The 25,610-nt window shown below is 69.2% G+C and carries 21 protein-coding genes; 7 read left to right on the top strand and 14 right to left on the bottom strand.

Annotation, left to right across the window (positions count from 1 at the left end; translation table 11 throughout):
• Positions 1-109: 109 nt before the first annotated feature.
• Positions 110-646: an alkyl hydroperoxide reductase gene (locus tag OG430_RS18990; protein WP_327353727.1), complete on the bottom strand. Its 537-nt coding sequence runs from the start codon at positions 644-646 to the stop codon at positions 110-112.
• A gap of 12 nt (positions 647-658) precedes the next feature.
• Complete coding sequence (locus OG430_RS18985) at positions 659-1,213, bottom strand: peroxiredoxin (RefSeq protein ID WP_327353726.1); 555 nt, start codon at positions 1,211-1,213, stop codon at positions 659-661.
• A 134-nt stretch (positions 1,214-1,347) separates the two neighbouring features.
• On the opposite strand from OG430_RS18985, the gene OG430_RS18980 reads away from it, so the two are divergent.
• Positions 1,348-2,304, top strand: coding sequence for a LysR substrate-binding domain-containing protein (locus OG430_RS18980; protein ID WP_327353725.1), 957 nt, complete (start codon positions 1,348-1,350; stop codon positions 2,302-2,304).
• Between the two features lie 146 nt (positions 2,305-2,450).
• On the opposite strand, the gene OG430_RS18975 is transcribed toward OG430_RS18980, so the two are convergent.
• The 3 genes from OG430_RS18975 to OG430_RS18965 are packed head-to-tail and all read right to left on the bottom strand — an operon-like array spanning position 2,451 to position 6,012.
• Complete coding sequence (locus OG430_RS18975; protein WP_327353724.1) at positions 2,451-4,799, bottom strand: ABC transporter permease; 2,349 nt, start codon at positions 4,797-4,799, stop codon at positions 2,451-2,453.
• Positions 4,796-5,482: an ABC transporter ATP-binding protein gene (locus OG430_RS18970; RefSeq protein WP_327353723.1), complete on the bottom strand. Its 687-nt coding sequence runs from the start codon at positions 5,480-5,482 to the stop codon at positions 4,796-4,798. Before OG430_RS18970 ends, OG430_RS18975 begins: the two co-directional genes overlap by 4 nt.
• Entirely contained in the window at positions 5,479-6,012 is a 534-nt protein-coding gene (locus tag OG430_RS18965; RefSeq protein ID WP_327353722.1) for a PadR family transcriptional regulator, read from the bottom strand. Before OG430_RS18965 ends, OG430_RS18970 begins: the two co-directional genes overlap by 4 nt.
• Before the next feature lie 250 nt (positions 6,013-6,262).
• Here OG430_RS18965 and OG430_RS18960 point away from each other — a divergent pair, with 250 nt between their 5' ends.
• Positions 6,263-8,563: a transglycosylase domain-containing protein gene (locus OG430_RS18960; RefSeq protein ID WP_327353721.1), complete on the top strand. Its 2,301-nt coding sequence runs from the start codon at positions 6,263-6,265 to the stop codon at positions 8,561-8,563.
• Positions 8,564-8,679: 116 nt separating this feature from the next.
• Here the strand turns inward: OG430_RS18960 and OG430_RS18955 are convergent, their stop codons facing one another.
• From OG430_RS18955 to OG430_RS18935, 5 genes are all read right to left on the bottom strand, one after another.
• Positions 8,680-10,800, bottom strand: coding sequence for a SpoIIE family protein phosphatase (locus OG430_RS18955; RefSeq protein WP_327353720.1), 2,121 nt, complete (start codon positions 10,798-10,800; stop codon positions 8,680-8,682).
• Positions 10,801-10,868: 68 nt separating this feature from the next.
• Entirely contained in the window at positions 10,869-11,549 is a 681-nt protein-coding gene (locus OG430_RS18950; protein ID WP_327353719.1) for a class I SAM-dependent DNA methyltransferase, read from the bottom strand.
• Between the two features lie 123 nt (positions 11,550-11,672).
• Positions 11,673-12,338 (bottom strand): cytidylyl-2-hydroxypropylphosphonate hydrolase, encoded by a 666-nt coding sequence (gene fomD, locus OG430_RS18945; RefSeq protein ID WP_327353718.1) that lies wholly within the window; start codon positions 12,336-12,338, stop codon positions 11,673-11,675.
• 68 nt (positions 12,339-12,406) lie between these two features.
• A complete protein-coding gene (locus OG430_RS18940; RefSeq protein ID WP_327353717.1) occupies positions 12,407-14,128 on the bottom strand; it encodes a SpoIIE family protein phosphatase in 1,722 nt (573 codons plus the stop codon).
• A 209-nt stretch (positions 14,129-14,337) separates the two neighbouring features.
• Positions 14,338-15,735, bottom strand: coding sequence for a class II fumarate hydratase (locus tag OG430_RS18935; RefSeq protein WP_327353716.1), 1,398 nt, complete (start codon positions 15,733-15,735; stop codon positions 14,338-14,340).
• Between the two features lie 121 nt (positions 15,736-15,856).
• On the opposite strand from OG430_RS18935, the gene OG430_RS18930 reads away from it, so the two are divergent.
• Both OG430_RS18930 and OG430_RS18925 read left to right on the top strand, forming a co-directional pair.
• On the top strand, positions 15,857-17,395 hold the full coding sequence (locus OG430_RS18930) for a ricin-type beta-trefoil lectin domain protein (RefSeq protein WP_327353715.1): 1,539 nt from the start codon (positions 15,857-15,859) through the stop codon (positions 17,393-17,395).
• A gap of 17 nt (positions 17,396-17,412) precedes the next feature.
• On the top strand, positions 17,413-18,294 hold the full coding sequence (locus OG430_RS18925) for a trypsin-like serine peptidase (RefSeq protein ID WP_327353714.1): 882 nt from the start codon (positions 17,413-17,415) through the stop codon (positions 18,292-18,294).
• Positions 18,295-18,320: 26 nt separating this feature from the next.
• Here OG430_RS18925 and OG430_RS18920 read toward each other — a convergent pair whose 3' ends face one another.
• The 3 genes from OG430_RS18920 to OG430_RS18910 all read right to left on the bottom strand — a co-directional run bounded on the left by OG430_RS18920 (position 18,321) and on the right by OG430_RS18910 (position 22,350).
• Entirely contained in the window at positions 18,321-19,739 is a 1,419-nt protein-coding gene (locus OG430_RS18920; protein ID WP_327353713.1) for a hypothetical protein, read from the bottom strand.
• The gene (locus tag OG430_RS18915) at positions 19,736-20,545 is read right to left on the bottom strand and encodes a hypothetical protein (RefSeq protein WP_327353712.1); all 810 of its coding nucleotides are present in this window, start codon (positions 20,543-20,545) and stop codon (positions 19,736-19,738) included. The genes OG430_RS18920 and OG430_RS18915 overlap by 4 nt, the downstream gene beginning before the upstream one ends.
• Before the next feature lie 137 nt (positions 20,546-20,682).
• On the bottom strand, positions 20,683-22,350 hold the full coding sequence (locus tag OG430_RS18910) for a fumarate hydratase (protein WP_327353711.1): 1,668 nt from the start codon (positions 22,348-22,350) through the stop codon (positions 20,683-20,685).
• A gap of 168 nt (positions 22,351-22,518) precedes the next feature.
• On the opposite strand from OG430_RS18910, the gene OG430_RS18905 reads away from it, so the two are divergent.
• Positions 22,519-23,214: a DUF1707 SHOCT-like domain-containing protein gene (locus OG430_RS18905; protein WP_327353710.1), complete on the top strand. Its 696-nt coding sequence runs from the start codon at positions 22,519-22,521 to the stop codon at positions 23,212-23,214.
• A gap of 103 nt (positions 23,215-23,317) precedes the next feature.
• Complete coding sequence (locus tag OG430_RS18900) at positions 23,318-23,713, top strand: WhiB family transcriptional regulator (protein WP_327353709.1); 396 nt, start codon at positions 23,318-23,320, stop codon at positions 23,711-23,713.
• 137 nt (positions 23,714-23,850) lie between these two features.
• Here the strand turns inward: OG430_RS18900 and glpX are convergent, their stop codons facing one another.
• Positions 23,851-24,891, bottom strand: a complete 1,041-nt coding sequence (glpX, locus tag OG430_RS18895) for a class II fructose-bisphosphatase (RefSeq protein ID WP_327353708.1) — start codon at positions 24,889-24,891, stop codon at positions 23,851-23,853.
• A gap of 149 nt (positions 24,892-25,040) precedes the next feature.
• Between glpX and OG430_RS18890 the strand changes: the two genes are divergently transcribed.
• Positions 25,041-25,562, top strand: coding sequence for a DUF4245 domain-containing protein (locus OG430_RS18890; RefSeq protein ID WP_327353707.1), 522 nt, complete (start codon positions 25,041-25,043; stop codon positions 25,560-25,562).
• Positions 25,563-25,610 lie beyond the last annotated feature (48 nt).

Here is a 25,610-nt window from a genome sequence, read left to right as displayed (position 1 = left end):
CTCCCGAAAGTCCTCAAACGCCGGACGGGCTGACTTGGTCAGCCCGTCCGGCGTTTGAGGACAGTCTTTTGAAGCCGGCGGCAGCCTTACGAGAAGGGGCGGGGCCAAATCAGGCCAGCACGGCCTCGGCGTCCAGCGTCGCCCCAACTGCCTGCAGCACGGCCGCGATCTTCACGGCCTCCTGGATCGTCCCCCGGTCCACGCCCGCCTTGCGCAGCACCTGCTCGTGAGAGTCGAGGCACTGGCCACAACCGTTGATGGCCGAAACCGCCAACGACCACAGCTCGAAGTCGACCTTGTCGACACCGGGGTTGCCGATGACGTTCATCCGCAGACCGGCCCGCATCGTCCCGTACTCCGGGTCGGACAGCAGGTGCCGAGTCCGGTAGAACACGTTGTTCATCGCCATGATCGCGGCCGCGGCCTTGGCCGCCTCGTACGCCTCGGGCGACAGCTGGGCCTTGGCCTCCGGCTCCAGCTCGCGCAGCACCTGCGGAGAGCGGGACGCGATGGCGCACGCGAGGACCGTGCCCCACAACTGCTGCTGCGACAGGTTGTCCTCGGTGTTGCCGATCACCGAACCGAGGTTCAGCTTCAGGTCCTTGGCGTACGCCGGTATGGCGGCCTTGAGTTCATCGAGAGCCATGTCGGTGCGACCTCACTCGCCCGAGAGGAGCGCGACCGGGTCCAGGGTGTCGTCGCCCTTGGACCAGTTGCACGGGCAGAGCTCGTCGGTCTGCAGCGCGTCGAGGACTCGCAGCACCTCCTTGGGGTTACGGCCGACGGAGCCGGCGGTCACCATGGAGAACTGGATCTCGTTGTTCTGGTCGACGATGAAGACCGCGCGCTTGGCGAAGCCGTCCTCGCCCTCGATGCCGAGGTCACGCATGAGCTCGTGCTTGGAGTCGGCCATCATCGGGAAAGGCAGGTCACGCAGGTCGGCGTGGTCCTTGCGCCAGGCGTGGTGCACGAACTCGGAGTCGCCGGAGAAGCCGAGGACCTGGGCGTCACGGTCGGCGAACTCGTCGTTCAGCTTGCCGAAGGCCGCGATCTCGGTCGGGCACACGAAGGTGAAGTCCTTGGGCCACGCGAAGACGACCTTCCACTTGCCCTCGTAGGTCTTGTGGTCGATCTGCGCGAACTCCTTGCCGGTCTCGAGGGAGACGCAGGCCGTGAGGTCGAACATCGGGAACTTGTCACCGACAGTGAGCACGAGGCACTCCTTGCAGCGCGGAAAGTCCCTTTTTGGGAGATTTCCAGGGGGTTGGACGGATCTAGATCGTTGCACAGAGAGTATTGATCACGGAAATAGCTAGAATCGGCCCTGTTGATCGGAGGTGCCTATCAGTGGCCCGTAGTAACAGGGACAGCCGCAGGGAGAAGCAGCCCAGCCTCGCCCAGCTGCGCGCCTTCGTCGCCGTGGCCGAGCACCTGCACTTCCGGGACGCGGCCGCCGCGCTCGGCATGAGCCAGCCCGCGCTGTCCGGAGCGGTGTCCGCGCTGGAGGACGTACTCGGGGTGCAACTCCTGGAGCGGACGACGCGCAAGGTGCTGCTCTCGCCGGCCGGGGAGCGGCTCGCGGTGCGGGCGCGGGGGGTGCTGGAGTCCGTGGGCGAGCTGATGGAGGAGGCCGAGGCGGTACGCGCCCCCTTCACCGGGGCGCTGCGGCTCGGGGTGATCCCCACGGTGGCGCCGTATCTGCTGCCGACGGTGCTGCGGCTCGTGCGGTCGAGCTATCCGTCGCTCGATCTGCAGGTGCACGAGGAGCAGACCTCGTCGCTCGTGGAGGGGTTGTTGAGCGGGCGGCTCGATCTGTTGCTGCTCGCGGTGCCGTTGGGGGTGCCGGGAGTGGTCGAACTTCCCCTGTTCGACGAGGACTTCGTGCTCGTTGCGCCGGTGAGCCATCCGCTTGGCGGGCGGGAGGGGATTCCGCGTTCTGCTTTGCGGGACCTGGACTTGCTGCTTCTGGACGAAGGGCACTGCCTTCGGGACCAGGCGCTGGACATCTGCCGGGAGGTGGGGCGGGGGGAGGTGCCGGGGTCCACCACGGCGGCCGGGCTTTCTACTCTGGTGCAGCTTGTGGCGGGTGGGTTGGGGGTGACTTTGTTGCCGCGTACGGCGGTTGGGGTGGAGACGTCGCGCTCCGCGCAGTTGGTCACCGGGTCCTTTGCGGATCCCGCCCCTACGCGGCGGATCGCGCTTGCCCTGCGGGCGGGGGCTGCGCGGGCGGAGGAGTATGCGGAGCTGGCGTCCGCCCTGCGGGAGGCGCTGGGTGGGTTGCCCGTGCGGGTCGTTGGTGGTTGAGGCTTCTTTTTCCCCTCCCCGCCCCTTCCCGAAATCCTGCGGAGCCTTCCGCCCTCCGGGCGGTGTCCTCAAACGCCGGACGGGCTGACAAAGTCAGCCCGTCCGGCGTTTGAGGACTTTCGGGAAGGGGCGGGGAGGGGGGAAAGTTACTCCGTCCTGAGCCCCTCCGGCCGCATGAGCCGAAGCAGCGGCGGCAAGCTGAGCAACGTCACCGCGAGGACGACACCCGCGCCGATCCCGGTCATCGCCGCCACCGACGTCCAGTCGACCGAGATCGTCTGCCCCGTCATCTTGAGGAGGACGGACCCGAGGGCAAGGCCCACAACCCCCGCGAGCACCAGGCCGAGCCCGATCGGCACCGCGGTCTGCCAGAAGACCGACAGGCTCAGCGTCCGGCGCCGCGTACCGAACGCGACCAGGGCCGACAACAGCTTCTTGCGCTCGCGCAGTTGCTCCAGCTGGGACACCAGCAGGCTCGCCCCGATCAGCAGCATCACGCACGCCGCGCCCACGAAGAGCCCGGTCCGCACGGAGGCGAAGCGGCCCTTCACCTCGATGTCCTGCATCGCCTGGGCCTCGGCGAAGGGGTCGACCTTCGACGTCGCGGCGCGTACGTACTCGCGTACGTCCGGCACGGAGCCGTCGATCTGGATGTACACCTGACCGCCCAACTCGGCCTGCGCGGCGGCCGGGAACGCGCTCGGCGTGACCATGATGCCGCCCATCGGGCCGCCCATGGGGGAGGTCCGGGCCGTCCCGTGCTGCACGTCCGCGGGGATCTTCCAGGGGTACGTCTTGCCCCGCTGCTTCACTGCCGAGTCCGCCGGGTTGATGTACAGCTGCTTGCCCGGCTTGGTCATCCCCGGATACGACTGCTCGTACTCGGAGTCGTCCTTCACGACGAAGGCGTCGCCGTCCTTGCAGGAGGGCAGCTTCGCGACGGTCTGCAGCGCCTCACAGGTGCCGACCGTGACGGAGACGTAGTCCTGGGCGTCCTTGGCCTTCTCGCCGGCCGAGGCCGTGGTGAACCCCTGGGCCCCCTTCACCCCTTGCGTCTCGCCGAGGCCCTTGAGGATCGCCTCGGTCTGCCGTCCCGCCTCCGGGCCCGTGCGGACGTTCACGCTCATCTGGGCCCGTGAGAGGTCCTGGCCGGTCTCCTTGGTGTAGTCGCCCTCGACGCCCGCGAAGAGCATCTGCAGCGCGATCGCCCCGGCCACCGCGACCGCGATGCCGTTGACCATGCGGGCGGCCGTGCCGCTGCTCAATTGGAGCCGTCGTACGGCCAGTTGCCAGGACACGCTGCCGCCGCCGAGCCGCGACACCACGAACTCGACCAGCCACGGAAGCAGCGCCGTGATGCCGACGAGCAGCAGCACCACACCACCGGTGACCATGTACTCGTTGAAGCTGCCGTTGTCCCTGCCCTGCCCGATCATCGGGTAGAGCAGCGCGAGCCCGCCGACGGGAAGCAGCAGCCGCCACCACAGCCGGCGCCGCGAGGGCTTCGCGGTGCGTACGACACCCAGCGGCTCGATGACCACGCCGCGCAGCGCGAACAGCGTGACCCCGACCGCCGCGGCCGGCACCGCGACCGCGACCAGGAGGGCGAGCAGCGGCGAGGGATCGAGGTCGTGCGGGAACACGCTGACCCGCTCCAGCTCGACCTTGGCCGCCAACTGCCGCGCCGCCAGGAAGAATCCGGTGCCGAGGACCAGGCCGAACAGCGACCCGGCAAGCGCCTCGCCCGCCGCGATCCGCCGCACCATCCGCCCGTCCGCGCCGATCAGCCGCAGCGCCGCCAGCCTGCGGTCGCGGCGCTCACCACCGAAACGTACGGCCGCGGCGATGAACACACCCACCGGCATGAGCAGCACGATGAAGACAATGAGGGTGAGCAGGACCAGGACCGGGTCCATGGCCTCCTGCATGGGGTTCGGCGTGCCGAACTTGTCGATGCGCTCGACGGGATAGCCGGTCGGCTTCAGGGAGTCGGCGCCCGCGTAGTAGACGAGCTCGCCGGGGGAGACCAGGGCGTCGTCGCCGAGGGTCCCGACGATCTTGGCGTCCACGCGCTCGCGCAGCAGCTTGCCGTCGGCGGAGTCGAGGATCTGCTTCAGCTTGGGCGAGACCAGCGCCTCACCCGGCTTCGGGTAGGCCGAAACGCCGGGCGGCAGCGGGGTCTTGGGGCCCTCGGGCTGGTAGAGCCGGCCGCGGATGGACTCGCCGCGGTACGTGGTGTCCACATGGCCGACGACGAGGGTCGCGTCCGTCTTCGGTATCACCGAGCCGAACGTCATGTCGGTGCGGGCGTCGCTGCGGTGCTCGCGGGCCGCCAGCGCGCTGGGCACGGCGGTCGTCACGATCAGCAGGGCGACACCGAGACCGACGCCGAGCGCGGTGAGGGTCGTACGCATCCAGCCCTCGCGACCGCCGGCGAGCGCGAAACGTACGCCCATCGACAGATCGCGGACCCAGACCCGGAACGTGGAACTCATACGGCGCGCTCCATGTCCCTGGACTTGCCGTCGCGCACGACGATCTCGCGATCCGAGTACGCGGCCACCCGGGCCTCGTGCGTGACGAGGACGACGGCGGCGTTGGTGGAACGGGCGGCCTCGGTGAGGAGCTGCATCACGCGCTCGCCGTTGAGCGAGTCGAGCGCGCCGGTCGGCTCGTCGGCGAAGAGCACGCGCGGGTTGGTGACCAGGGAGCGGGCCACCGCGACGCGCTGGCCCTGACCGCCGGAGACCTCGCCGGGCCGCTTGCCGCCGAGGTCGTCGACCTCCAGGCGCTCCATCCAGTGCAGGGCGGTGCGCTCTGCTTCCTTGCGCTTGGCGCCGTTGAGGCGGAGGGGGAGCGCCACGTTCTCCACACACGTCAGCTCGGGCACGAGCTGGCCGAACTGGAAGACGAAGCCGAAGTCCGAGCGGCGCAGGGCGCTGCGCTCGGCGTCGTTCATGGCCGAGAGCTCCTGGCCGCCGTACATGATCGTGCCCGAGTCGGGCGTGACGATCCCGGCGAGGCAGTGCAGGAGCGTGGACTTGCCGGACCCGGAGGGCCCCATCACGGCGACGACCTCGCCGGGGTGGATGGAGAACTCGGCGCCGTCGAGCGCGTTGGTGGGCCCGTACGCCTTGCGGAGTTTGTCCGCTATGAGCAGGGAGCCGGCCGGGGTCATGCGGATACCGCCTTGGCGAGAGAGTGGAGGCGGGCGGTGGTCAGTTCCAGCCACCGCAGATCGGCCTCCAGATGGAACAGTGCGTGGTCGCAGATCAGCTGGTCGGCGAGGTCGCCCTTGCGCTTGCGGTCGGTGAGGATCCGCATCATCCGCAGGTGCTCCGCGCGCTGGGTGTCGAGGAGGTCGCCGGCGTCGCGCCCGGTGAGCAGCGCGAGGACGACCTTCGTGTAGAGGGTCGAGGTGAGGTAGGGCTCGGGCTTCTCGGGGGTCGCGAGCCACTCGCGTACGTCGGTGATGCCGGCCTCGGTGATCGCGTACCGCTTGCGTTCCGGACCGTCGCCCGCCTCTATGCCGTCGACCTCTACGAGGCCGTTCTTGAGGAGGCGGGACATCGTCGAATAGACCTGCCCGTAGTGCAGGGGCTTGTCGTGACCGAACTTCTCGTCGAAGGCGCGCTTGAGGTCGTAGCCGTGGCGCGGGCCGCTCTCAAGGAGGCCGAGGAGGGTGTGCCCAATGGAACCGGTAGACATGCGGAGGACTGTACACGGTGTGTATACCTGGTGTGTATACCCCCGGTGCATAACGGTTCCGGGCCCGCGCCCCGGCGGTCTTGGCCCGCAGTTGGGCAACCTTTCGGCGGGCCAGAACGTCGGTTCCGGTAAGAGGCGTGCGCATTGTCACGTCCGGAAAAGGCCGGATCGGCCGTCCTTTGTCCGTACGTGCGGTGTTAGCTTCAACAGCTGACCCGGGGGAAGCCGAAGTGACTGGAGCAACGGAGTAATGGGCCGAGCGGAAGCCAGACGAGCGCGGCAGCGCGGCGGCGGTACACGCCGGGCCGCACGCGGATCGTCGACGACCCGTAGCGGCATACGCCGCTTCTTCACCTGGAAGAAGGTGCTCGGCACCTTCTTCGGTCTGATCCTGCTGGGCATGGCCGGATTCCTCGGCCTGTATCTGTACGTGGACGTGCCGCCGGCCAACGCCGCGGCGCAGCTGCAGAGCAACGTCTACAAGTACAAGAACGGCGACCTCCTCGCCCGCACCGGTGACGTCAACCGGGAGATCATCGGCAAGGACCGGCTCGATGAGAAGGTGCGGGACACCTTCGTCGCGGCCGAGAACAAGTCCTTCTACAACGACCCGGGCGTCGACTTCAAAGGCACCGCCCGCGGTCTGCTCAACACCATGCGCGGCCAGGGCAAGCAGGGTGGTTCGACCATCACCCAGCAGTACGTGAAGAACTACTACCTGACCCAGGAGCAGACGGTCACCCGCAAGCTCAAGGAGCTGGTGATCTCCATCAAGGTGGACCGGAAGATGTCGAAGGACGACATCCTCATGGGCTACATCAACACCAGTTACTACGGTCGCAACGCGTACGGCATCCAGGCCGCGGCCCAGGCGTACTACGGCGTGGACGCCGACCGCCTGAATGTCCAGCAGGGCGCGTATCTCGCGGCCCTGCTGCAGGCGCCGAACCAGTACGACTACTCGCAGGCGACGCCCACCAGCAAGAAGCTCGTCGAGGAGCGCTGGAACTACGTACTCGACAACATGGTCGAGATGGACAAGCTCTCGCAGAGCGAGCGGTCCGCCATGAAGTTCGCCAAGCCCCACGACCCCAAGCCCGCGGCAGGCCTCAAGGGGCAGACCGGCTATCTCGTCGACGCGGCCAACGCGGAGCTGGAACGGCAGCTCGTCGCACAGGGCATGACGCCGAAGGAAGCCGCGGCGAAGCGTGAGGCCGGCGGCTTCACGATCACCCTGAACATCGACAAGGGCAAGCAGAAGGACCTGGAGAAGGCCGTCAAGAAGCAGCTGACGGACAAGCTGGATCCGAAGGAGCGCAAGGTCGACGCGGCGGTCCAGGCCGGCGCGGTCTCGGTGGACCCGAAGACCGGCGGCATCGTCGCGCTCTACGGCGGCGAGGACTACGTCAAGCACTACCGGTCCAACGCCACCCGCGACGACTACCAGCCCGGCTCGACCTTCAAGCCGGTGATCCTCGCCTCCGCCCTGGAGAACGGCTCCAAGACGCAGGGCAAAAAGCCGATCACGGCCAACACCATCTACGACGGCACCAGCGGCCGACCGGTGAAGGGCGGCGGCGGCTCGTACGCGCCGCCGAACGAGGGCAAGAAGGACTACGGCGACATCACCGTCCAGGAGGGCATGGACAACTCGGTCAACTCGGTGTTCGCGCAGATGGGCGCCGACGTGGGCATGGACAAGGTCAAGGAGACCGCGTCCGACCTGGGCATGACCGACTTCGCCCCGCACCTGGCGATGACGCTCGGCTCCATGGGCGCGAGCCCGCTGGAGATGTCGGGCGTGTACGCGACCTTCGACAACCACGGCAAGAAGGTCACGCCCTCGATCCTCAAGGAGGTCGAGCACAAGGACGTCTCCGTCGACCTGCCCGACCCGATCGGCGACGAGGTGATCAGCCGGGGGACCGCGGACTCCGTGACCTCGGTGCTGCAGGGCGTGGCCAGTGACGGTACCGGCCGGGTGATCACCCAGGGCAAGTACGCGGGCGCGTACGAGGCCGCGGGCAAGACCGGTACGTCGGACTCGAACGTCTCGGCGCTCTTCGCGGGCTACACCCCCGAACTGGTCACCGTGGTCGGCGTCTACGGCGAGGCACCCGAGGGTGGTGGCGGACTGAAGACGCCGGCCGGCAAGAAGGCCACCAACGGCTCCCACGTCTCGCTGATGGGCGCGGGGGGCTCGGAGAAGGTCCACGGCAGTGGCTTCCCGTCCCAGATCTGGGCCGAGTACACCTACGGAGCCCTGAACGGCGGCTCGGACGCCAAGTTCGACCTCGACACCGACATGGGCGCGGGCGTTGCCCCGCCGCCGACGTCGGCCCCGCCGTCCAGCTCGGCCCCGCCGACCTCGGCCCCGCCGACCTCGGCCCCGCCGTCCAGCTCGGCCCCGCCCACGAGCGCCCCGCCGACGACGGGCGCGCCGGATCCGACCGACGACCCGACGTTCGACCCACCGACGACGCAGCCGCCGATCACGATCGACCCGCCGGAGGAAGACAGCAGCAACAACGGCAGACCCAACCGGGACTGACCCCGGACAAGCAAGGCGCCCGAAGCCATGAAGGCTCCGGGCGCCTTTGCTTCTTTGGGGGCGCGGGGAACTGCGCAGTCTTTTAGGGGCGCGGGGAACTGCGCAATCTTTTGGCCCTAGTTCCGGTTCAGCTCGAACCACACCACCTTGCCGGTCGACAGCCGGGTAGCCCCCCACCGCCGGGCAAGGCGATTGACCAAATACAGCCCCCGCCCACCCTCATCCGTGGCGCGCGCCTGCCGAAGGCGAGGCAACTGCGGCACGTCGTCCCCCACCTCACAGCGCAACACATCCGTACGCAGCAACCGCAACGTCACCGGCCGCGTCGCATAGCGCACCGCATTGGTCACGACCTCGCTCACGAGCAGCTCGACGGAGTCCGTCAGCTCCTCCATGTCCCAGCGCGCGAGCGCCCGCCGGGCAAGGCGCCGGGCCCGCCCGGGAGCCGCGTCCTCGGGCTCCAGATACCAGTACGCCACATCGCTGGGCGCGATCCCGTCGAAGCGGGCGGCGAGCAGCGCGATGTCGTCGTCCCGGTCGCCGGGACCGAGCATGTCGAGCACCTCGTCGCACAGGGCCTCAAGCGGCGGCGAGTGATCCGGACCGGTCAACTGCGCGGTGGCAGCCAGCCGTTCACGCAACTGCTCTATCCCGGTCCATACGTCCCGCAGCCGGGACTCGACCAGGCCGTCGGTGTACAGCAGCAGCGTCGCCCCCGCCGGCGCGTCCAGCTCGACCGCCTCGAAGTCGACGCCGCCGACCCCGATCGGGGCGCCGGACGGAATGCGCAGGACCTCGGCCCGCCCGCCGATGTGCAGCAACACCGGTGGCGGATGGCCCGCGTTGGCGATGGTGATGCGGTGCGAGACCGGGTCGTACACCGCGTACAGACAGGTCGCCATGCGGTCGGAGCCGAGCCGTTGGGCCTGTTCGTCCAGGTGGTGCAGGACCTCCTGGGGCGGCAGGTCGAGCCCGGCCAGGGTCTGCGCGGTGGTCCGCAGCTGGCCCATGATCGCGGCCGAGGTCATGGAGTGGCCCATGACGTCACCGACGACGAGGGCAACTCGGCTGCCCGGCAAGGGAATCGCGTCGTACCAGTCGCCGCCGACCCGGGCGGTCTCGGCGGCCGGCAGGTACCGGCTGGCGAGCCGGACGCCCGTGGGCTGCGGCAGCGTCTCGGGCAGCATGGTGCGCTGGAGCTCGTCGGCGATGTACGCCTCGCGGCCGTACAGGACCGCCTTGTCGATGCCGAGCGCGGTGTGGGTGGCCAGTTGGGCGGCGACCAGGAGGTCGTCGGGGCTGAAGGCGGCACGGTCGGGGCGTCTGAGGAAGACCGCCGCCCCGATCACCCGGCGCCGCCCGCGCAGCGGTGCGAGGATCGCCCGCTGGCCCTGCGGCATCGAACGGCCGTCGCCGAGCAGCTCGGGCAGCGCGGCCTGGGCGGCGGGCGCGTCCGCGAAGACGGGACGTACGCCACGCAGCACCTCGGCGAGCGCACCGCCCGGACGCACCTCGCACAGCTCGGCCGCGGGCGTGAGGTCGGGCTGCACCTGGAACTGCACGCCGGGCAGCAGCGCGGCGCCCTCCGGGCCGAAGCCGCCCGTGTCCTCGGCGCTCTCGGGTATCCGGTCGGTGCGGCGAAGGCGCAGTACGACGGGGCCGACGGGCCGCTCGTCGCCGACCGGCAGCGGATCGCGCAGATAGACCAGGATCGCGTCGGAGAACGTCGGCACGGTGGCCCGGCACAGGCCCATCACGATCTCGTCGAGGTCAAGACCGCGGGCGATCCGCCGGGTCGCGGCGCCCACGAAGCGCAGCCGGTCGCCCTCCCGGTGGTCGTACGCGGGACCGGAGCGGGCGGGCGGGCCCGCGGGGCCGTCGTCGCCGGAGCCTGCCCCGGACGGTCCGGCCGGTACGGGAGTGCCGCGCTCGGAGCCGCTGGGCTGCACCGGGACGCCCTGGGCGGGGCCCTCGGGGCGGGGGCGGTGCGCGTCCGGTTCCAGGCCCTGGGTGGGGCCGGGCTGGGCGTGCTCGGTGTTGTCGTCGTCGGGCAGGCCCTGGGCCGGTAAGGCGGCCGAGGCCTCGCGCGGGCGAGGTGAATTACCCGGTATGTCCTGCTTGTTCGAAATTTTCGGGTTCTCCGGGGAACGCAACAGCGACCCGCGGGGGTCCGCCGGTGCCTGCGGCCGGTCAGTGCTTGTCTGCCGGCCTTCGTGGGAGGTGGGGTGCTCCGTCACGCGTTCTGAATCCGTCCGTCCGGGGCTGCGCGCCGCGTGCGCCAGGTGGCCATGGAATGCAGTGTGGCTCAGGCGCGCCGGCAGTTGAGGAACAACTGGTGCTCGGGTGGTACGTCCGTGCTCGCCGGAGCGTACGCGTACGAGTCCTCCCCGGCGATCTCCAGACCCGCGGCGCTCACGATCAGGCGCAATTCGTCCCGCAGGTATCCCGATACCCGGATTGTGTGTCCCAGGAACGGAATTGCCGCGTCATCCAGGTCGGCCTCGACCATGGACAGCGAGAGCAGGCCACCTGGCCGAAGCAGGGCTCTTAATTGCCGCAGTGCATAAGGGATCTCCTTGCGCGGCAGCATCAGCAGGGTGAAGTGACAGGCGATGCCGTCGAATTGGCCGAGTCCGTCGGGTCCTTCCGTCCGCAGCGACGCGATGTCGCGCTGATGGAACTCGCCGTCCGGCACATGCATCCGGGCCAGGTCCAGCATCCGCGCCGACAGGTCGACGCCGACTACCCGGTGTCCCGCGTCGCTGAGCTGACGGGCCGTGGGGAGGCCGGTGCCACAGCCGACGTCCAGGACGCGGGAGCCGGGCGACAACGTTTCCGCCAGCCAGCGACCCGACCTGACCTGGCCTTCCTTGTGCGGGAAGACGTCGTCGTACCGGGCGCCGATCGCGTCGAAGGCCTCGGCCTGCCCGGTGCGGTCCGGCGCCGCAGCGCCGAACTCGGCGTACCCCTCGTATCCCTCGCTCACGTCCTTGCCGCCCCTCGCCGACGTACGGTCAAGCCCTCCGCGGCTCTGCCTCCATGCTCTCCCGCATGCTTTTGTGCACGGAGGTTGATCCTACGTTTGGACCATGGGGGCGCATCAAGGGTCTCATGTGGACACATGCGCGGGCGTACGGTTCCAGTCCTCCGGAAGCGCCGGCACGCCCCAGGCCGGATCCGGCCGCCAGCGCGGCCAGTTGTCGGCGAACGGAGAACCCCACGTCTCGATGGCCCTGACCGCCCTGTGGCCCGCTTCCCGTACGCCTTCTGCCTGGTGACGGTCCATCAACCCGGCGCGCTGGGCCTGCGCGAACTCGTCCTCGTCGCGCCAGAGCCAAGTCCGGTCGGGGTACACGGAGATGTCCAGAAAGTGATCCTCGGAATCGACACCTCCGGACCAACGTACGAGGGGTTCCTCGAGGTTGACGTACCAGTTCTTGAACTGCCAGCCCGGCTCCCAGAACAGCCACACCGACCAGGGCTCCCCGGGCCGCGCCAGTTTCAGCACACCGGTGCCGTGCCACTGGTCGCGCTGCACGGTGCGCGGCTTGGTGTAGCGGGTGGCGAGCGGCTCGTGGTGGACGGGTGTGCCGTCGCTGAGCACGGGCTTCACGCACTCGGTGCCGGGGGCCATCCAGACGGCGAGGAGCTCGTCGGTGTCCCGTACGACGGTGACGGGGCGCGCGATGTGGAACCCGGTGCCGCCGCCGTTCTCGCGGTAGCGCCACAGGATGTGGGTGCCGGGTGCCCAACGGGGCCTCGTCTGGTCTGTCATGCGCAGATCTTAGGCAACGCGGCCGTGGCCCGCCGTGACCTGCGGCATTTCCCCCGGGAACGGCCGGATCAGGCGCGCAGCCGGGCGGCGAGCAGCGTGATGTCGTCGTCCGGGCAGACCGGCGACAGACCGGCGAGCACCTTGTCCAGGATGTCCTCCAGGGGCGCGCCGGCCCGCAGCCGCAGGGAGGTGAGGCGGCGCAGCGAGTCGTCGATGGCCTCGCCGCGGCGCTCGATCAGGCCGTCGCTGAACATCAGGACGGCCGCGCCCGGCACCAGTTTGCCGAGGTGCTGCCCGTACCCGCCGACACCGGTACCGAGCGGCGGTCCGGTCGACACGGAAAGGAGCTCGGTGCGCCCGTCGGGCAGCAGCCGCAGCGCCGGGAGGTGGCCCGCGCTCGACGAGGTGCAGCTGCCCTCGCGGGGGTCGACGCGGAGCAGCAGACAGGTGGCGGAGCGGTCGAAGCCGAGCCGGGAGACCCGCTGGTCGGCCTCCTGGAGGATCTCGTCCGGGGGCATCCCGGACGCGGCGAGCAGCCGCAGCATCGAGCGGTAGTGGCTCATCGCGACGGCGGCCTGTACGCCGTGGCCCATGACGTCCCCGATGACGAGCAGGCTGCGGCCGCCCGGCAGTGCGATGGCGTCGAACCAGTCGCCGCCGACCACAGCGTTGTCCCCGGCCGGCAGATACCGCGAGGCGACCTCCAGGTCCGGGTGCGCGAACGACGGCTCGGAGAGCAGCGCCCGCTGCAACTCCTGGGCCATGGCGTACTCCTGGGCGTAGCGCTTGGCGTGGTCGAGGTTGGCGGCGGCGCGGGTGGCGAGCTCGCCGGCGATCAGGACGTCCTGCTCGGTGAAGGGCGGCGAGTCACCGGCCCGGATCATGGTGAGCGTGCCGAGGGGATGGCCCGGGCCGGGCAGCGGCAGGACGAGGCCCGAGTGCAGCCGGGCGGCCCGGTAGGCGCTGAGGCGGGCCGGGTCGGGGGTGGGGGCGACGCGCAGGTACGCCTCCTCGGAGATGTCGTTGTCCAGCCAGGGCAGTCCGGTCTCCAGGGCCCGCCGGATCGCGGAGCTCTGCTGGTAGTCGATGGTGTCGCCGGGCACGCCGAACGCGCCCACGAGTCCCTCCAGGTGGGGCACGGCGGTCAGCGCGGCCCGGCGCAGCCGGAGCGTCCCGAGCGGTGGCGGCCGCTGCCCGGTGGGCTGGTCGTCGACGAAGAGCTCGACCGAGGCGGCGTCGGCGAAGGTGGGCACCACGGTGTCGGCGAGCTCGGCGCTGATGACCTTCGGGTCGAGGCTGGACGCGGTCCTGACCGCCGCCCGGTCGTAGAGCGCGAGCCGCTCGTGGGCCTGTTCCAGGCTGCGCAGGTAGGCGCGGGCGGCGCTGTTCTCCAGGCCGACCCCGGCGATGCCGACGGTCTCTCCGTCGAGCTCCAGGCGGTGGTAGGAGACATGCCATTCCCGCATGTCGTAGGGGGTCTTGGCGAGGGTCCGCCCGACCCCGTTCAGCTCCCGCGGCCGGCCGTCGCGCAGGACGCGGCGCAGGACGTCGTCGTTGCGGTGCACGTGGGGCAGGAGTTCCTTGAGGGTGCGGCCCACGTGGTCCTCGGCGGGGATGCCGTTCATCTGGGCCATGCGCCGGTTGACGAACCGGTAGCGCAGCTCGGTGTCCATCACGGAGATCCCGGCCTGGGTGCCGTCCAGGATCTGCCGCAGCAGCCGGTACTCGTCGCCCAGCCGCCCGTCGGGCTCTGCGGCGAAGAGCCGGTAGGGCGGGGCATCGTCGGACACGTTTCAGTGTCGGGTGACGGGTGAGGGCTTGCAACCTGGGCTTTTTCTTTCCCCACCCCGCCCCTTCCCGTAAGGCGGCCGCCGGCTTCAAAGGCTGTCCTCAAACGCCGGACGGGCTGATTTATCAGCCCGTCCGGCGTTTGAGGACACCGCCCGGAGGGCGGAAGGCTCCGCAGGATTTCGGGAAGGGGCGGGGTGGGGAAAGAAACCTACGGACGCGTCATCCGCAGCACATCCAGCGCCTCATCCAGCTGCGACAGCGTGAGCAGGCCCCGCTCGACATACCCCGCGTCGAGGACCACCTCGCGAATGGTCTTCCGCTCGGCCAAGGAGCGCTTGGCGACCTTCGCCGCCTCCTCGTACCCGATGTACTTGTTGAGCGGCGTCACCACAGACGGCGACGACTCCGCGTACTCCCGAGCCCGCTCGACGTTCGCCGTGACCCCGTCCACCACCCGATCCGCCAGCAACCGCGAAACATTGGCCAGAAGCCGCACGGATTCCAAGACGTTCTTGGCGATGACCGGCAACATCACGTTCAGCTCGAAATTGCCCGCGGCCCCCGCAGTCGTGACCGTCAGGTCGTTCCCGATCACCTGCGCGGAAACCATCAGCACCGCCTCCGGAATCACCGGATTCACCTTGCCCGGCATGATCGACGAACCCGGCTGCAGATCCGGCAGGTTGATCTCCGCGAGCCCGGTCCGCGGCCCGGACGCCATCCAGCGCAGATCGTTCGCGATCTTCGTGAGCCCGACCGCGATCACCCGCAACTGCCCCGACGTCTCCACGACGGAGTCCCGCGCGCCCTGCGCCTCGAAGTGGTCCCGCGCCTCGGTCAGCGGCAGCCCGGTCGCCCGCGCCACCTCCGCGATCACGGCGGCCGAGAACCCGGGCGGGGTGTTGATCCCGGTCCCCACGGCCGTTCCGCCGAGCGGCAGTTCGGCGAGGCGGGGCAGCGAGGACTCCAACCGCTCGACGCCGTAACGGACTTGGGCCGCATAGCCGCCGAACTCCTGGCCGAGGGTCACCGGCGTCGCATCCATCAGATGCGTACGCCCGGACTTCACGACATCCGCGAACTCCTCCGCCTTGCGCACCAGCGAAGCCTCCAGATGCGCGAGCGCCGGGATCAGATCCCGGGTCACGGCAGCCGTCGCCGCGATGTGGATCGACGACGGGAAGACATCGTTGGAGGACTGCGACGCATTCACATGGTCATTGGGATGTACGTCCCTGCCGAGGCGTTCCGACGCCAGCGTGGCCAGGACCTCGTTGGTGTTCATGTTGGACGACGTGCCGGACCCCGTCTGGAAGACGTCGACCGGAAAGTGCTCGTCCCAGCGCCCGTCGGCGACCTCCTGGGCCGCCTCCTGGATCGCGCCCGCGATGTCCTTGTCGACGACCCCGAGCTCCGCGTTCACCTTCGCCGCGGCCGCCTTGACCCGGGCCAGTGCCTCGATGTGCGCGCGCTCCAGGCGCTGGCCGGAGATGGGGAAGTTCTCCACGGCCCGCTGCGTCTGCGCCCGCCACTTCGCCTCGGCCGGCACCCGCACCTCGCCCATGGAGTCGTGCTCGATCCGGTACTGGCCGTCGTCCGTCGTCATCAAGATCGCCTCCGCTGTGACATTTCCTAAAAACGTGAGCACTTGTCTTGTTCGGGCTATTCCCAAGTCGCGTACCGGCCAGTAAATACCGTCAGTAACACCGAAACCGGGGAGGGCCCACATGAAACGCACCACGCGTATCAGACCAGGCATCCGCTGTTCGACCGCACTTTTAGCCGCAGGCGCGGCCGCCCTGCTCGGCCTGAGCGCCCCCACGGCTCAGGCCGCACCCGCTCCCGACCCCGCCGGGGCCGCCGCGTCCACGCCGTTGCCCCCGGAGTTGGAGGCGATCCGCGCCGCCGAGGCCACCAGGCTCTACGGCAGTCCCGCCGAACGCCCGCTCGCCGAGCGGAAGTCGGGCCTCATCTCGCTCGGCGACAGCGAGATCTCCGGCGAGGGCGTCGGCAGCTACGAGCCCGGCACGGACGGCCCGAACAACTGGTGCCACCGCTCGCCGGACGCCGCCATCCACAAGACGGGGATCGCCGCCGACGTCACGTACAACGTCTCCTGCTCGGGCGCGTACAGCGGAAACATCCGCATCGGCGGCAGCAAGCAGTACGCCGACGAACTCGTGCAGAGCGACAACCTCGCGATCAAGGCGCGCAACACGAAGATCAAGATGGTGCTGCTCGTCTCGGGCGCCAATGACGACCTGCAGTTCGGGCCGGTCATGACCGACTGCGTGACCCGCTGGTTCCTGCTGCAGGGCACCTGTGAGCCCAAGTACCAGCCGGGCTGGCAGGGCCGCGTCGACGGCCTCACGCCCAAGGTCACCGCCACCCTCGGCGATCTCCGCAAGGTCATGCGGGACGCGGGCTACGCGGACTCCGACTACAAGCTCGTGGTGATGGGCTACCCGAGCCCGATCGGTCCCGACATCTACGACAACCCCAACTACCCGGGCAAGCTCCCCGGCGGCTGCACCGGCTACGACAGTGACGCCTCCTGGGGCCGCAACTACGCCGTGCCCACCTTCGAGAAGGGCATGCGCAAGGCCGCCAAGGACGCGGGCGCGGTCTACCTCGACAACTCCCGCCTGTTCCACGGCCATGAGGTGTGCATGGAGGACACCTGGGCGCGGGGGCTGTACGTCAATGTCTCCAACCCCTTCCCGCCGGACTCCAATTCACTGCGCCAGTCCTTCCACCCCAACGCCCGCGGCCACGCCGCCTTCGCCTCCTGTCTGACCCAGCTCTACAACTCGGGCCTCAAGGAAGCCGGTTGCGCCGACCCGGCGAGCACGGGCAGCCCCAAGCTGTACGCGGGCGGCTGGGACGACGCGTACAAGCCACTGAAGAACGCGGCGACCGGCACCTGCGCGGACGCCAAGGGCGGCAGCACCCGCAACGGCACCGGCGTCATCGGCTGGGACTGCTCCGGCGCCCGCAACCAGGGCTGGTGGCACGACCCGGCCGCCAAGGCCGTCCACGTCGAGTCGACCCACGACCGCTGCCTGGACGTTCCGAACGGCCAGTACACCGCCGGCACGGCCGTCACGCTCTGGAACTGCCACGGCGGCACCAACCAGCAGTTCGTACGCCAATCGGGGACCCTGCGCCCGGCCGCGTCCACCGGCCTCTGTCTGGCGCTGGCCTCGGCTAAGGACGCCGTGAAGCTGCAGAAGTGCGACGGCTCGGCGAGCCAGCAGTTCGCTTAGGCCTTACGTTCGGAAGCATGATCGGAATACTCTCCGTGGTCGCGGCAGCACTGGCCGCGACCACGTTCCCCGCGGAGATCCCGGCAGGGTCCCCCGCAGGGGACACCGCAGCCGACGTACGCGCCTACTGGACGCCCGAGCGCATGCGCGAGGCCGTCGTCGCCACGGACGGCGCCGCCGAACCCCCCGACGGCGTCCCCTGGACCCTCGGCGCCGAGCCCGTCCGCAACGTCGGCCGGCTCTTCCTGACGGTCCCGCCCGCCGAGGAGGGCGGCAAGGAGCGCAAGGCCTACTGCTCCGCCGCCGTCGTCGACTCCGCGAACCGCAGCGTCGTGGTGACCGCCGGACACTGTGTGCACCTCAAGTCGATCCCGGGCGGCTGGGTGAAGAAGCTGCTCTTCGTGCCCGCGTACGACAAGAAGAGTGAGCCGTACGGGAGTTACGTCGCCGAGTCCGTCGGCATCGCCCCCGCCTGGGCCGAACACGAGGACCACAAGGCCGACTTCGCCTTCGTCACCCTCGGCAAGGACGAGCAGGGCCGGTCGGTCCAGGACGTGACCGGCGCCCGCAAGGCCTCCTTCGCGCCGGTCGCGGGGGAGAAGACGGCGCTCGGCTATCCCTTCCTCAAGCCGTACGACGGCGAGACCCTGCAGTACTGCTCGGGCCCCACCACCCCCGTCACCGACAACCGCCTGGTCGGCGGCGAGCAGCTCAAGCCGTGCCGCATGACCAACGGCGCGAGCGGCGGCCCCTGGTACGCCCGCACCCCGCAGGGCGAGGACGTCCAGGTCGGCGTCACCAGCTCGCGCCCGAAGGACGAGGCATTCCAAGACGCGGCCTGGGGTGCGATGTTCGACGCGACGGCCCGGGAGCTGTTCCAGGCCCAGGAGCGCAAGTGACGCGCACTGTCTGACGGTTGGGGTCGCTATTTGGCGAACACGAACACCGTGAACGCGAAGAACAGCCCGATCAGGACCGGCCAGTACAGCAGCGTGGGCAGCAGGTTGTCCCGCCACTCCAGGGCCTTCACCTCGGCCTCGGACCCGATGATGATGGCGTTGGCGAAGATGCCCATGATCACCACGTACTGGGCGATCGCGAAGAACTCCAGATAGGTGAGCGACGTGTCACCGGCGATCTCGCGGATCTGTGTCTGGTCCACGACCACGACGAGCAGCAGCGACACGGCGAACGAGATCGCCGTCCACGTCGAGAACCCGAACCGCGGATTCTTCTTGTCGTCCTTCGTGTACACGAAGAGCGCCAGGAACATGATCGCGGCGATGAAGAACGACTGCAGCAGCTTGCCGGTGAGCGGGCCCGCGTACTTCCGCGCGACGCCGATGTTGAAGTAGAGCTCCGGCACGGTGAGGAAGTTGCTGGCGAACGGCGTGACGCCCATCGTCGCCGTGTACTTGTGCCCGAGATAGCTGTAGCCCGTGTAGTACGGCGACCAGCCCGCGGACACGATGTCCTGGTCGAGCCCCACGTTGTCGTAGCGCCAGGGCGGGTACGACGAGAAGTCCGGCACCAGGACCTCGTTCTCGAAGGCGCTCACGGTCATCATCCGCAGCCAGATGTTCTGCTTGTCCAGGGGGTATCGCTCGTACTCGAACTTCTGCCGCAGCGTCAGATTGAAGTGCCAGCCCTGGACGGTCAGCCCGTCGGTGGTCTTGGCCTTGTAGACCTGCTCCAGGTCGTAGCCGTCGGGCGCCTCGGGGAAGGTCACGCCACGGCTGGTCTCCGGCACGTCGTCCGTGTAGCGCTGCCACACATAGCCGTTGACCTCGACCTCCTCGGGGCTGGAGAACTTGGCGCCCTGGATGAACAGGCCGGTGGGGATCTTCCGGAACTTCGGGTAGGCCTTGCCCAGGGTCTGCTCCAGGTGCTTGTCCGTGGCAGCCAGGCTGTTCACCGGCTTGCCGACCATCGTGGACGTCTCCATGTCATGGGCGACGATCTGCCAGATGGTCACGATGCCGACGGCGAAGATCACGGTGGCGGCCGTGGCCATCAGCGCACACCGCTTCGTGGTCAGCAGGAACGGCCGCAGCAGAGCGGCGGACAGCGACAGCGCGAACAGGACGCCGGAGATCATCAGCGGCGCCCACCCGTCGCGCTGGGTGTGCCCGGTGTCGACCTTGTCGGCGAAGTAGCGGACGGCGAAGAGGACCGTGGCCGCCGCGGTCAGTCCGAGCGCGACCCAGTTGGCCCGCTCGAGCAGGTGCGGCCAGCGGCCCGTGGCGGGCGCCTCGCTCGCCACGGGCTCCGGCTGCCCGGGTGCCGGATCCGTGCCGGGCTCCTCGGGCGGAGGCGGCGGCACGGGCACCTCGGGGTTGGTCACGGCCGGGGCTGCGGGTTCGGGGTGCTGCCGGGCTTCGGTTGTGGCTGGTTCGCGGGCGGCGGCTGAGTGGCCTGCGGGGCGATCTCGGGCATCTTGAAGTCGGGCAGCGGGAACGGGAGGAAGGCCTGGGCGACGTTCATGCCGAGCGCGAAGAAGATGTCCGCGGTCAGGAATCCCAGGTGCATGATCATGAACGCCATGGTGGTCATCCAGCCCGCGATGTCCCCCTTCTTGGCCTGCTCGCCCAGCTGGATGTGGTCCTTCTTGAGCAGATCGACGGTGAACCTGACGTCCCGGCCCGCCGCGCCGGCCCGGTCGGCGAGGGGGCTGTTGGGGGCGCCGCCGGGGGCGAACGCCATCAGGTTGTCGAGCTCCTTGTTGGCGTCCGCGACGGCCTCGTCGATCTTCTTGGGGTCCTTCTCGCCGGCGATGACCGTGCCCGCCAGGTCGGCCGAGCCGCCGGTGGCCCGGCCGGACTTGCCGATCAGCTTGAAGTGCTTGGCAAGGCGCTCGCGCTGACGCTGCGGGTCCTCGTCCATGGTGAGCGTGGGGCCGGTCGGGGTGGCGGAGGGTGAGGTGGACGGCGCGGGCTGGTTGAAGGGCCAGCCCCACGGGGACGGAGTCGCGCTCGGCGTGGCGGCCGGCGGCGAGGTGAGCGACGGCAGCGGGGGCAGCGGCGGGTTCGTGCCGACCGGCATGGGCGCCGGGGTGGGTTCCTTCGGCGCGGCGAACGCCACGGGGACCACGGCCAGAGTTCCGCACAGGGCGACGCTCAGGGAGGCGGTCAGGGCCTTCTTGCGGAGCATGGCGGTGGGGTCCTTCCGTACAGGGCCGCACGGCACGGCACGCGGTGCTCCCACCCTTGGACACGAAAACACCCTCCGCAATCGGACGACTGCGGAGGGTGACCCGTTGGTGTGGCCGATGGGTACGGCCGGTGGTACTAGCCCTGACCGGGGGCGCGCACCGGAATGCTCAGGATGGTCGGCGGCCCGGCCGGCTCCTGGAAGAAGTCATTGCCCTTGTCGTCGACCACGATGAACGCCGGGAAGTCCTCGACCTCGATCTTCCACACGGCCTCCATGCCGAGCTCCTCGTACTCGACGACCTCGACCTTCTTGATGCAGTCCTGCGCGAGCCGGGCCGCCGGTCCGCCGATCGAGCCGAGGTAGAAGCCGCCGTGCGCGTCGCAGGCGTCGGTGACCTGCTTGCTCCGGTTGCCCTTGGCGAGCATGACCTTGGAGCCGCCTGCCGCCTGGAACTGCTCGACGTAGGAGTCCATGCGCCCGGCCGTGGTCGGGCCGAAGGAGCCGGAGGCGTAGCCCTCGGGGGTCTTGGCGGGGCCGGCGTAGTAGACCGGGTGGTCCTTCAGGTACTGCGGCATCTCCTCGCCCGCGTCGAGCCGCTCCTTGATCTTGGCGTGCGCGATGTCGCGCGCGACCACGAGCGGGCCGTTCAGGGAGAGGCGGGTCTTGACCGGGTACTTGCTGAGCTCGGCGAGGATCTCGTCCATCGGCTGGTTGAGGTCGATGGTGACGACGTCGCTCGCCTCGTCCAGGTGCTCGTCCGTGGTCTCCGGCAGGAAGCGCGCCGGGTCCGTCTCCAGCTGCTCCAGGAAGACGCCCTCGGCGGTGATCTTCGCGGTGGCCTGGCGGTCGGCCGAGCAGGACACGGCGATCGCGACGGGCAGCGAGGCGCCGTGCCGGGGGAGGCGCACCACGCGGACGTCGTGGCAGAAGTACTTGCCGCCGAACTGCGCGCCGATGCCGATCTTCTGGGTGAGCTCGAAGACCTTCTCCTCCAGGCCCTTGTCCCGGAAGCCGTGCCCCAACTCGCTTCCCTCGGCGGGGATTTCGTCGAGGTAGTGCGCGGAGGCGTACTTGGCGGTCTTCAGCGCGAACTCGGCGGACGTACCGCCGACGACGATCGCCAGGTGGTACGGCGGGCAGGCCGCGGTCCCCAGCGAACGGATCTTCTCCTCCAGGAACTTCATCATGGAGGCCTCGTTCAGAACGGCCTTCGTCTCCTGGTAGAGGAAGCTCTTGTTCGCCGAACCGCCGCCCTTGGCCATGAACAGGAACTTGTAGGCGCCGCCGTCGGTCGCGTACAGCTCGATCTGCGCGGGCAGGTTGGAGCCGGTGTTCTTCTCGTCCCACATGGTCAGCGGGGCCATCTGCGAGTAGCGCAGATTGAGGTTCTGGTACGCGTCGTAGATGCCGCGCGACAGGGCCTCCTCGTCGCCGCCTTGGGTGAGCACGTTCTGGCCGCGCTTGCCCATGACGATCGCCGTGCCGGTGTCCTGGCACATCGGGAGCACGCCGGCCGCCGCGATGTTGGCGTTCTTCAGCAGGTCCAGGGCCACGAACTTGTCGTTGCCGGACGCCTCGGGGTCGTCGATGATGCGGCGAAGCTGCGCGAGGTGGGCCGGGCGGAGGTAGTGCTGGATGTCGTGGATGGCCTCGGCGGCGAGCTTCTGCAGCGCCTCGGGCTCGACCTTGAGGAACGTACGGCCGTCGGCCTCGAAGGTGGAGACACCCTCGGCGGTCACCAGTCGGTACGGAGTGTTGTCTTCTCCCAGCGGGAGCAGATCGGAGTACGCAAACTCTGGCATTTCGGCCATTCCTCAACTCGGCAGACAGCGGCGCGGCCTCCATTGGCGGCGCGCATCCAGCGTAGAGCTCGGAGGAACGCCCAAGTCTGTGAGGTAAGGCTCAGTTCGTCGCCGTCTCGTCCCCTCGGCGGCTAGTCGCGATCTATCGCGTTTGGGTACGCTGGGCCGGTGGACCTCGAAAAGCGACCCCAGCAGCCCCTGCCGACGGACACGGCGCAGCAGCCCGTCGGCCTGCGCGCCTCGGACGCCGACCGCGATCGCGTCGCGGAGATCCTGCACCAGGCCCTGGCCGAGGGCCGGCTGACCGCGGAGGAGCACTCCGACCGCGTCGACGCGGTCCTGGCCGCCAAGACGCTCGCCGAGCTCGACCCACTGGTCGTGGACCTGCCCGCGGCGGGCGCCGGGCAGCAGTCCGCCGGCGCGCACTCCTACGCGACGATGCCCCCGGGACAGGTCCCGGACATCCCCGACGAGAAGCTCGTCGCGGTCTTCAGCAGCTCGACCCGCAAGGGGCGCTGGAAGATCGGGCGCAGGACGCATGCGTACGCCGTGTTCGGGAATGTGGAGATCGACCTCACCGAGGCGCTCTTCGAGTACCAGCACGTCGTCATCAAGGCGGTCTCCGTCTTCGGCAATGTCGAGGTGCGGGTGCCGGAGAACATTTCGCTGCGGGGTTCCGGCAGCGGGGTCTTCGGGAACTTCGAAGTGGTGACGCTGCAATCGGACGACGACCAGGCCCCGGTGGTGCATGTCGACGGCTTCTCGGTGTTCGGGAACATCGAGGCAAGGCCCAAGCGGGGCAAGCTCGTTCGTGACCTGCACGACCGGATCCAGCGCGAGTTCCGCAAACACCTCGGTCACTGAACGCGAACTTCCGTACATCGGAACTCAGTGCATAGGCGCGCGTACAGCGGGTAGGGAGAGCTGCATCGTCTCTCGCTCGCGAATACGTCGTCAGGAGTAGACCGTGCTGCAATCCCGGCATCAGTCCTTGCAGGTCGCCGCAGTTCCGGCCCAGCGGGTGCCGACGCGAAATCCGGAGGGGCCGCCACGGGACCGGGACGTCCCATGGCACGCGGACGCGGTGTGCCGAAGGGACGAGGCGGGCCTCTTCTTTGCTCCGTCCAAGGAGCCGACGGCCGCGCGCCTGTCGCGCGAGGAGGCCGCGAAGCGGGTCTGCGCCCGCTGTCCCGTGATGGTCGAATGCCGCGAGCACGCCCTGTTGCAGCCCGAGCCGTACGGCGTCTGGGGCGGCCTCACCGCGGCCGAGCGCCGCGTGGTCCTCGCCCGCAGGCGCAGGCGCGACGTGGAACTGCAGAAGGCCGCGCGGACTTCCGGGCCGCATATAGCTGCCGCCGGTTAGGAGTCTTTCGTACGTACGCGAAGAACGCGTTCTCGTACGTACGCGGAAAGGGCGCCCCTCCGCACAAGGGGCGCCCTTTCCGCGTCGACGTACCGCCAACTACGGCTGCGTACCGCTTACTTCACTTACGTCGCCACTTACTTCGCGCGGTCGAAGTCGATCGCGCTGTACGCGCGCAGCTTCGACAGCTTGTGGGTGGAGTCGATCTGGCGGATCGTGCCCGACTTGGAGCGCATCACCAGGGACTCGGTGGTCGCGGTCTCCGCGCCGTAGCGCACGCCGCGCAGCAGCTCGCCGTCGGTGATGCCGGTCGCGACGAAGAAGACGTTGTCGCCCGAGACCAGGTCGTTGGTGTAGAGCACCCGGTCCAGGTCGTGGCCGGCGTCGATGGCGCGCTGGCGCTCGGCGTCGTCCTTGGGCCAGAGCTTGCCCTGGATGGTGCCGCCCAGGCACTTGATGGCGCAGGCGCTGATGATGCCCTCGGGGGTGCCGCCGACGCCCATGAGGAGGTCGACGCCGGTGCCCTCGCGTACCGCCATGATCGAACCGGCGACGTCGCCGTCCGAGATGAACTGGATGCGGGCGCCGGTCTCGCGGATCTCCTTGACGATGCCCTCGTGGCGGGGGCGGTCCAGGATCATCACGGTGACGTCTTCGGGCGCGGACTTCTTGGCCTTGGCGACCCGGCGGATGTTCACCGAGACCGGGGCGTTGATGTCCACGAAGTCGGCGGCCTCGGGGCCGGTGACCAGCTTGTCCATGTAGAACACCGCGGACGGGTCGAACATGGTGCCGCGGTCGGCGGCGGCCAGCACGGCGATCGCGTTGGGCTGGCCCTTGGCGGTCAGCGTGGTGCCGTCGATCGGGTCGACGGCGATGTCGACCTCGGCGCCGGTGCCGTCGCCGATGCGCTCGCCGTTGAAGAGCATCGGGGCCTCGTCCTTCTCGCCCTCCCCGATGACGACGACACCGTTCATGGAAACGGTGTGGACGAGGGTGCGCATGGCGCGCACGGCGGCGCCGTCGGCGCCGTTCTTGTCGCCACGGCCCACCCAGCGGCCGGCCGCCATGGCGGCGGCCTCCGTGACCCGGACGAGCTCCAGGGCGAGGTTGCGGTCAGGAGCCTCCGGAGAGACTTCGAGTTCGGACGGAAGATGATGTTGCTGCTGCTCGGTCATCGGAGCGCACCTTTCTGATACGACGACGGCCGGATGAGGGTGTGCCGTGACTCTATCTCCAGGCCGACAAAATGAGCAGACCACCCCACGCATGAGCGGTGGGGGCCCTGTGGCACCTGGCTGGTATCGCACCTGCGAAGATGTGGGGCGTGGCAGGTATGAAAGGCACCAAGAACGTACGGAACATGCTCCAGTCGCTGGCCGTGGTCGGCGTCGTGGTGGCAGCGATCTACGTTTTCATCCCGCATGACGACACCCGGACCCCGCCGACGGCGGTCGACTACCGGGTCGAGCTCCTGCAGGCCCGGCGTACGGCGCCGTACCCGGTGCTCGCCCCCGAGGGTCTGGCCAAGGGGGACTGGGTACCGACGTCCAGGTGGTACAAGGACGAGAAGGCCAACGCCTGGCATCTGGGCTTCCATACGACGGACGGCAGCCAGTACGTGGCCGTCGAGCAGTCCACCGAGACGCCGCGCAAGTTCATCGACCGGGTCAGCCAGAGCGCCGAGAAGACCTCGAAGACCGAGCAGATCGGCGGCGAGACCTGGACGCGCTACGAGGGCGACACCTACGACGCCCTGGTGCGCGAGGACAAGGGCGCGACGATCGTGGTCACGGGGTCGGCGTCCTTCGCGCGGCTGACCGAGATGGCGAAGGCGCTGAAGGCGTAGCGACTTCCTGATCTTGCTGATCTTGATGATCGGAAAGGCCCCCGGCTG

The organism is Streptomyces sp. NBC_01304 (assembly GCF_035975855.1).
GTDB lineage: Bacteria > Actinomycetota > Actinomycetes > Streptomycetales > Streptomycetaceae > Streptomyces.
The sequence above is the reverse complement of the archived record's forward strand: the minus strand, read 5'-3'. Positions and strand labels throughout refer to the sequence as shown.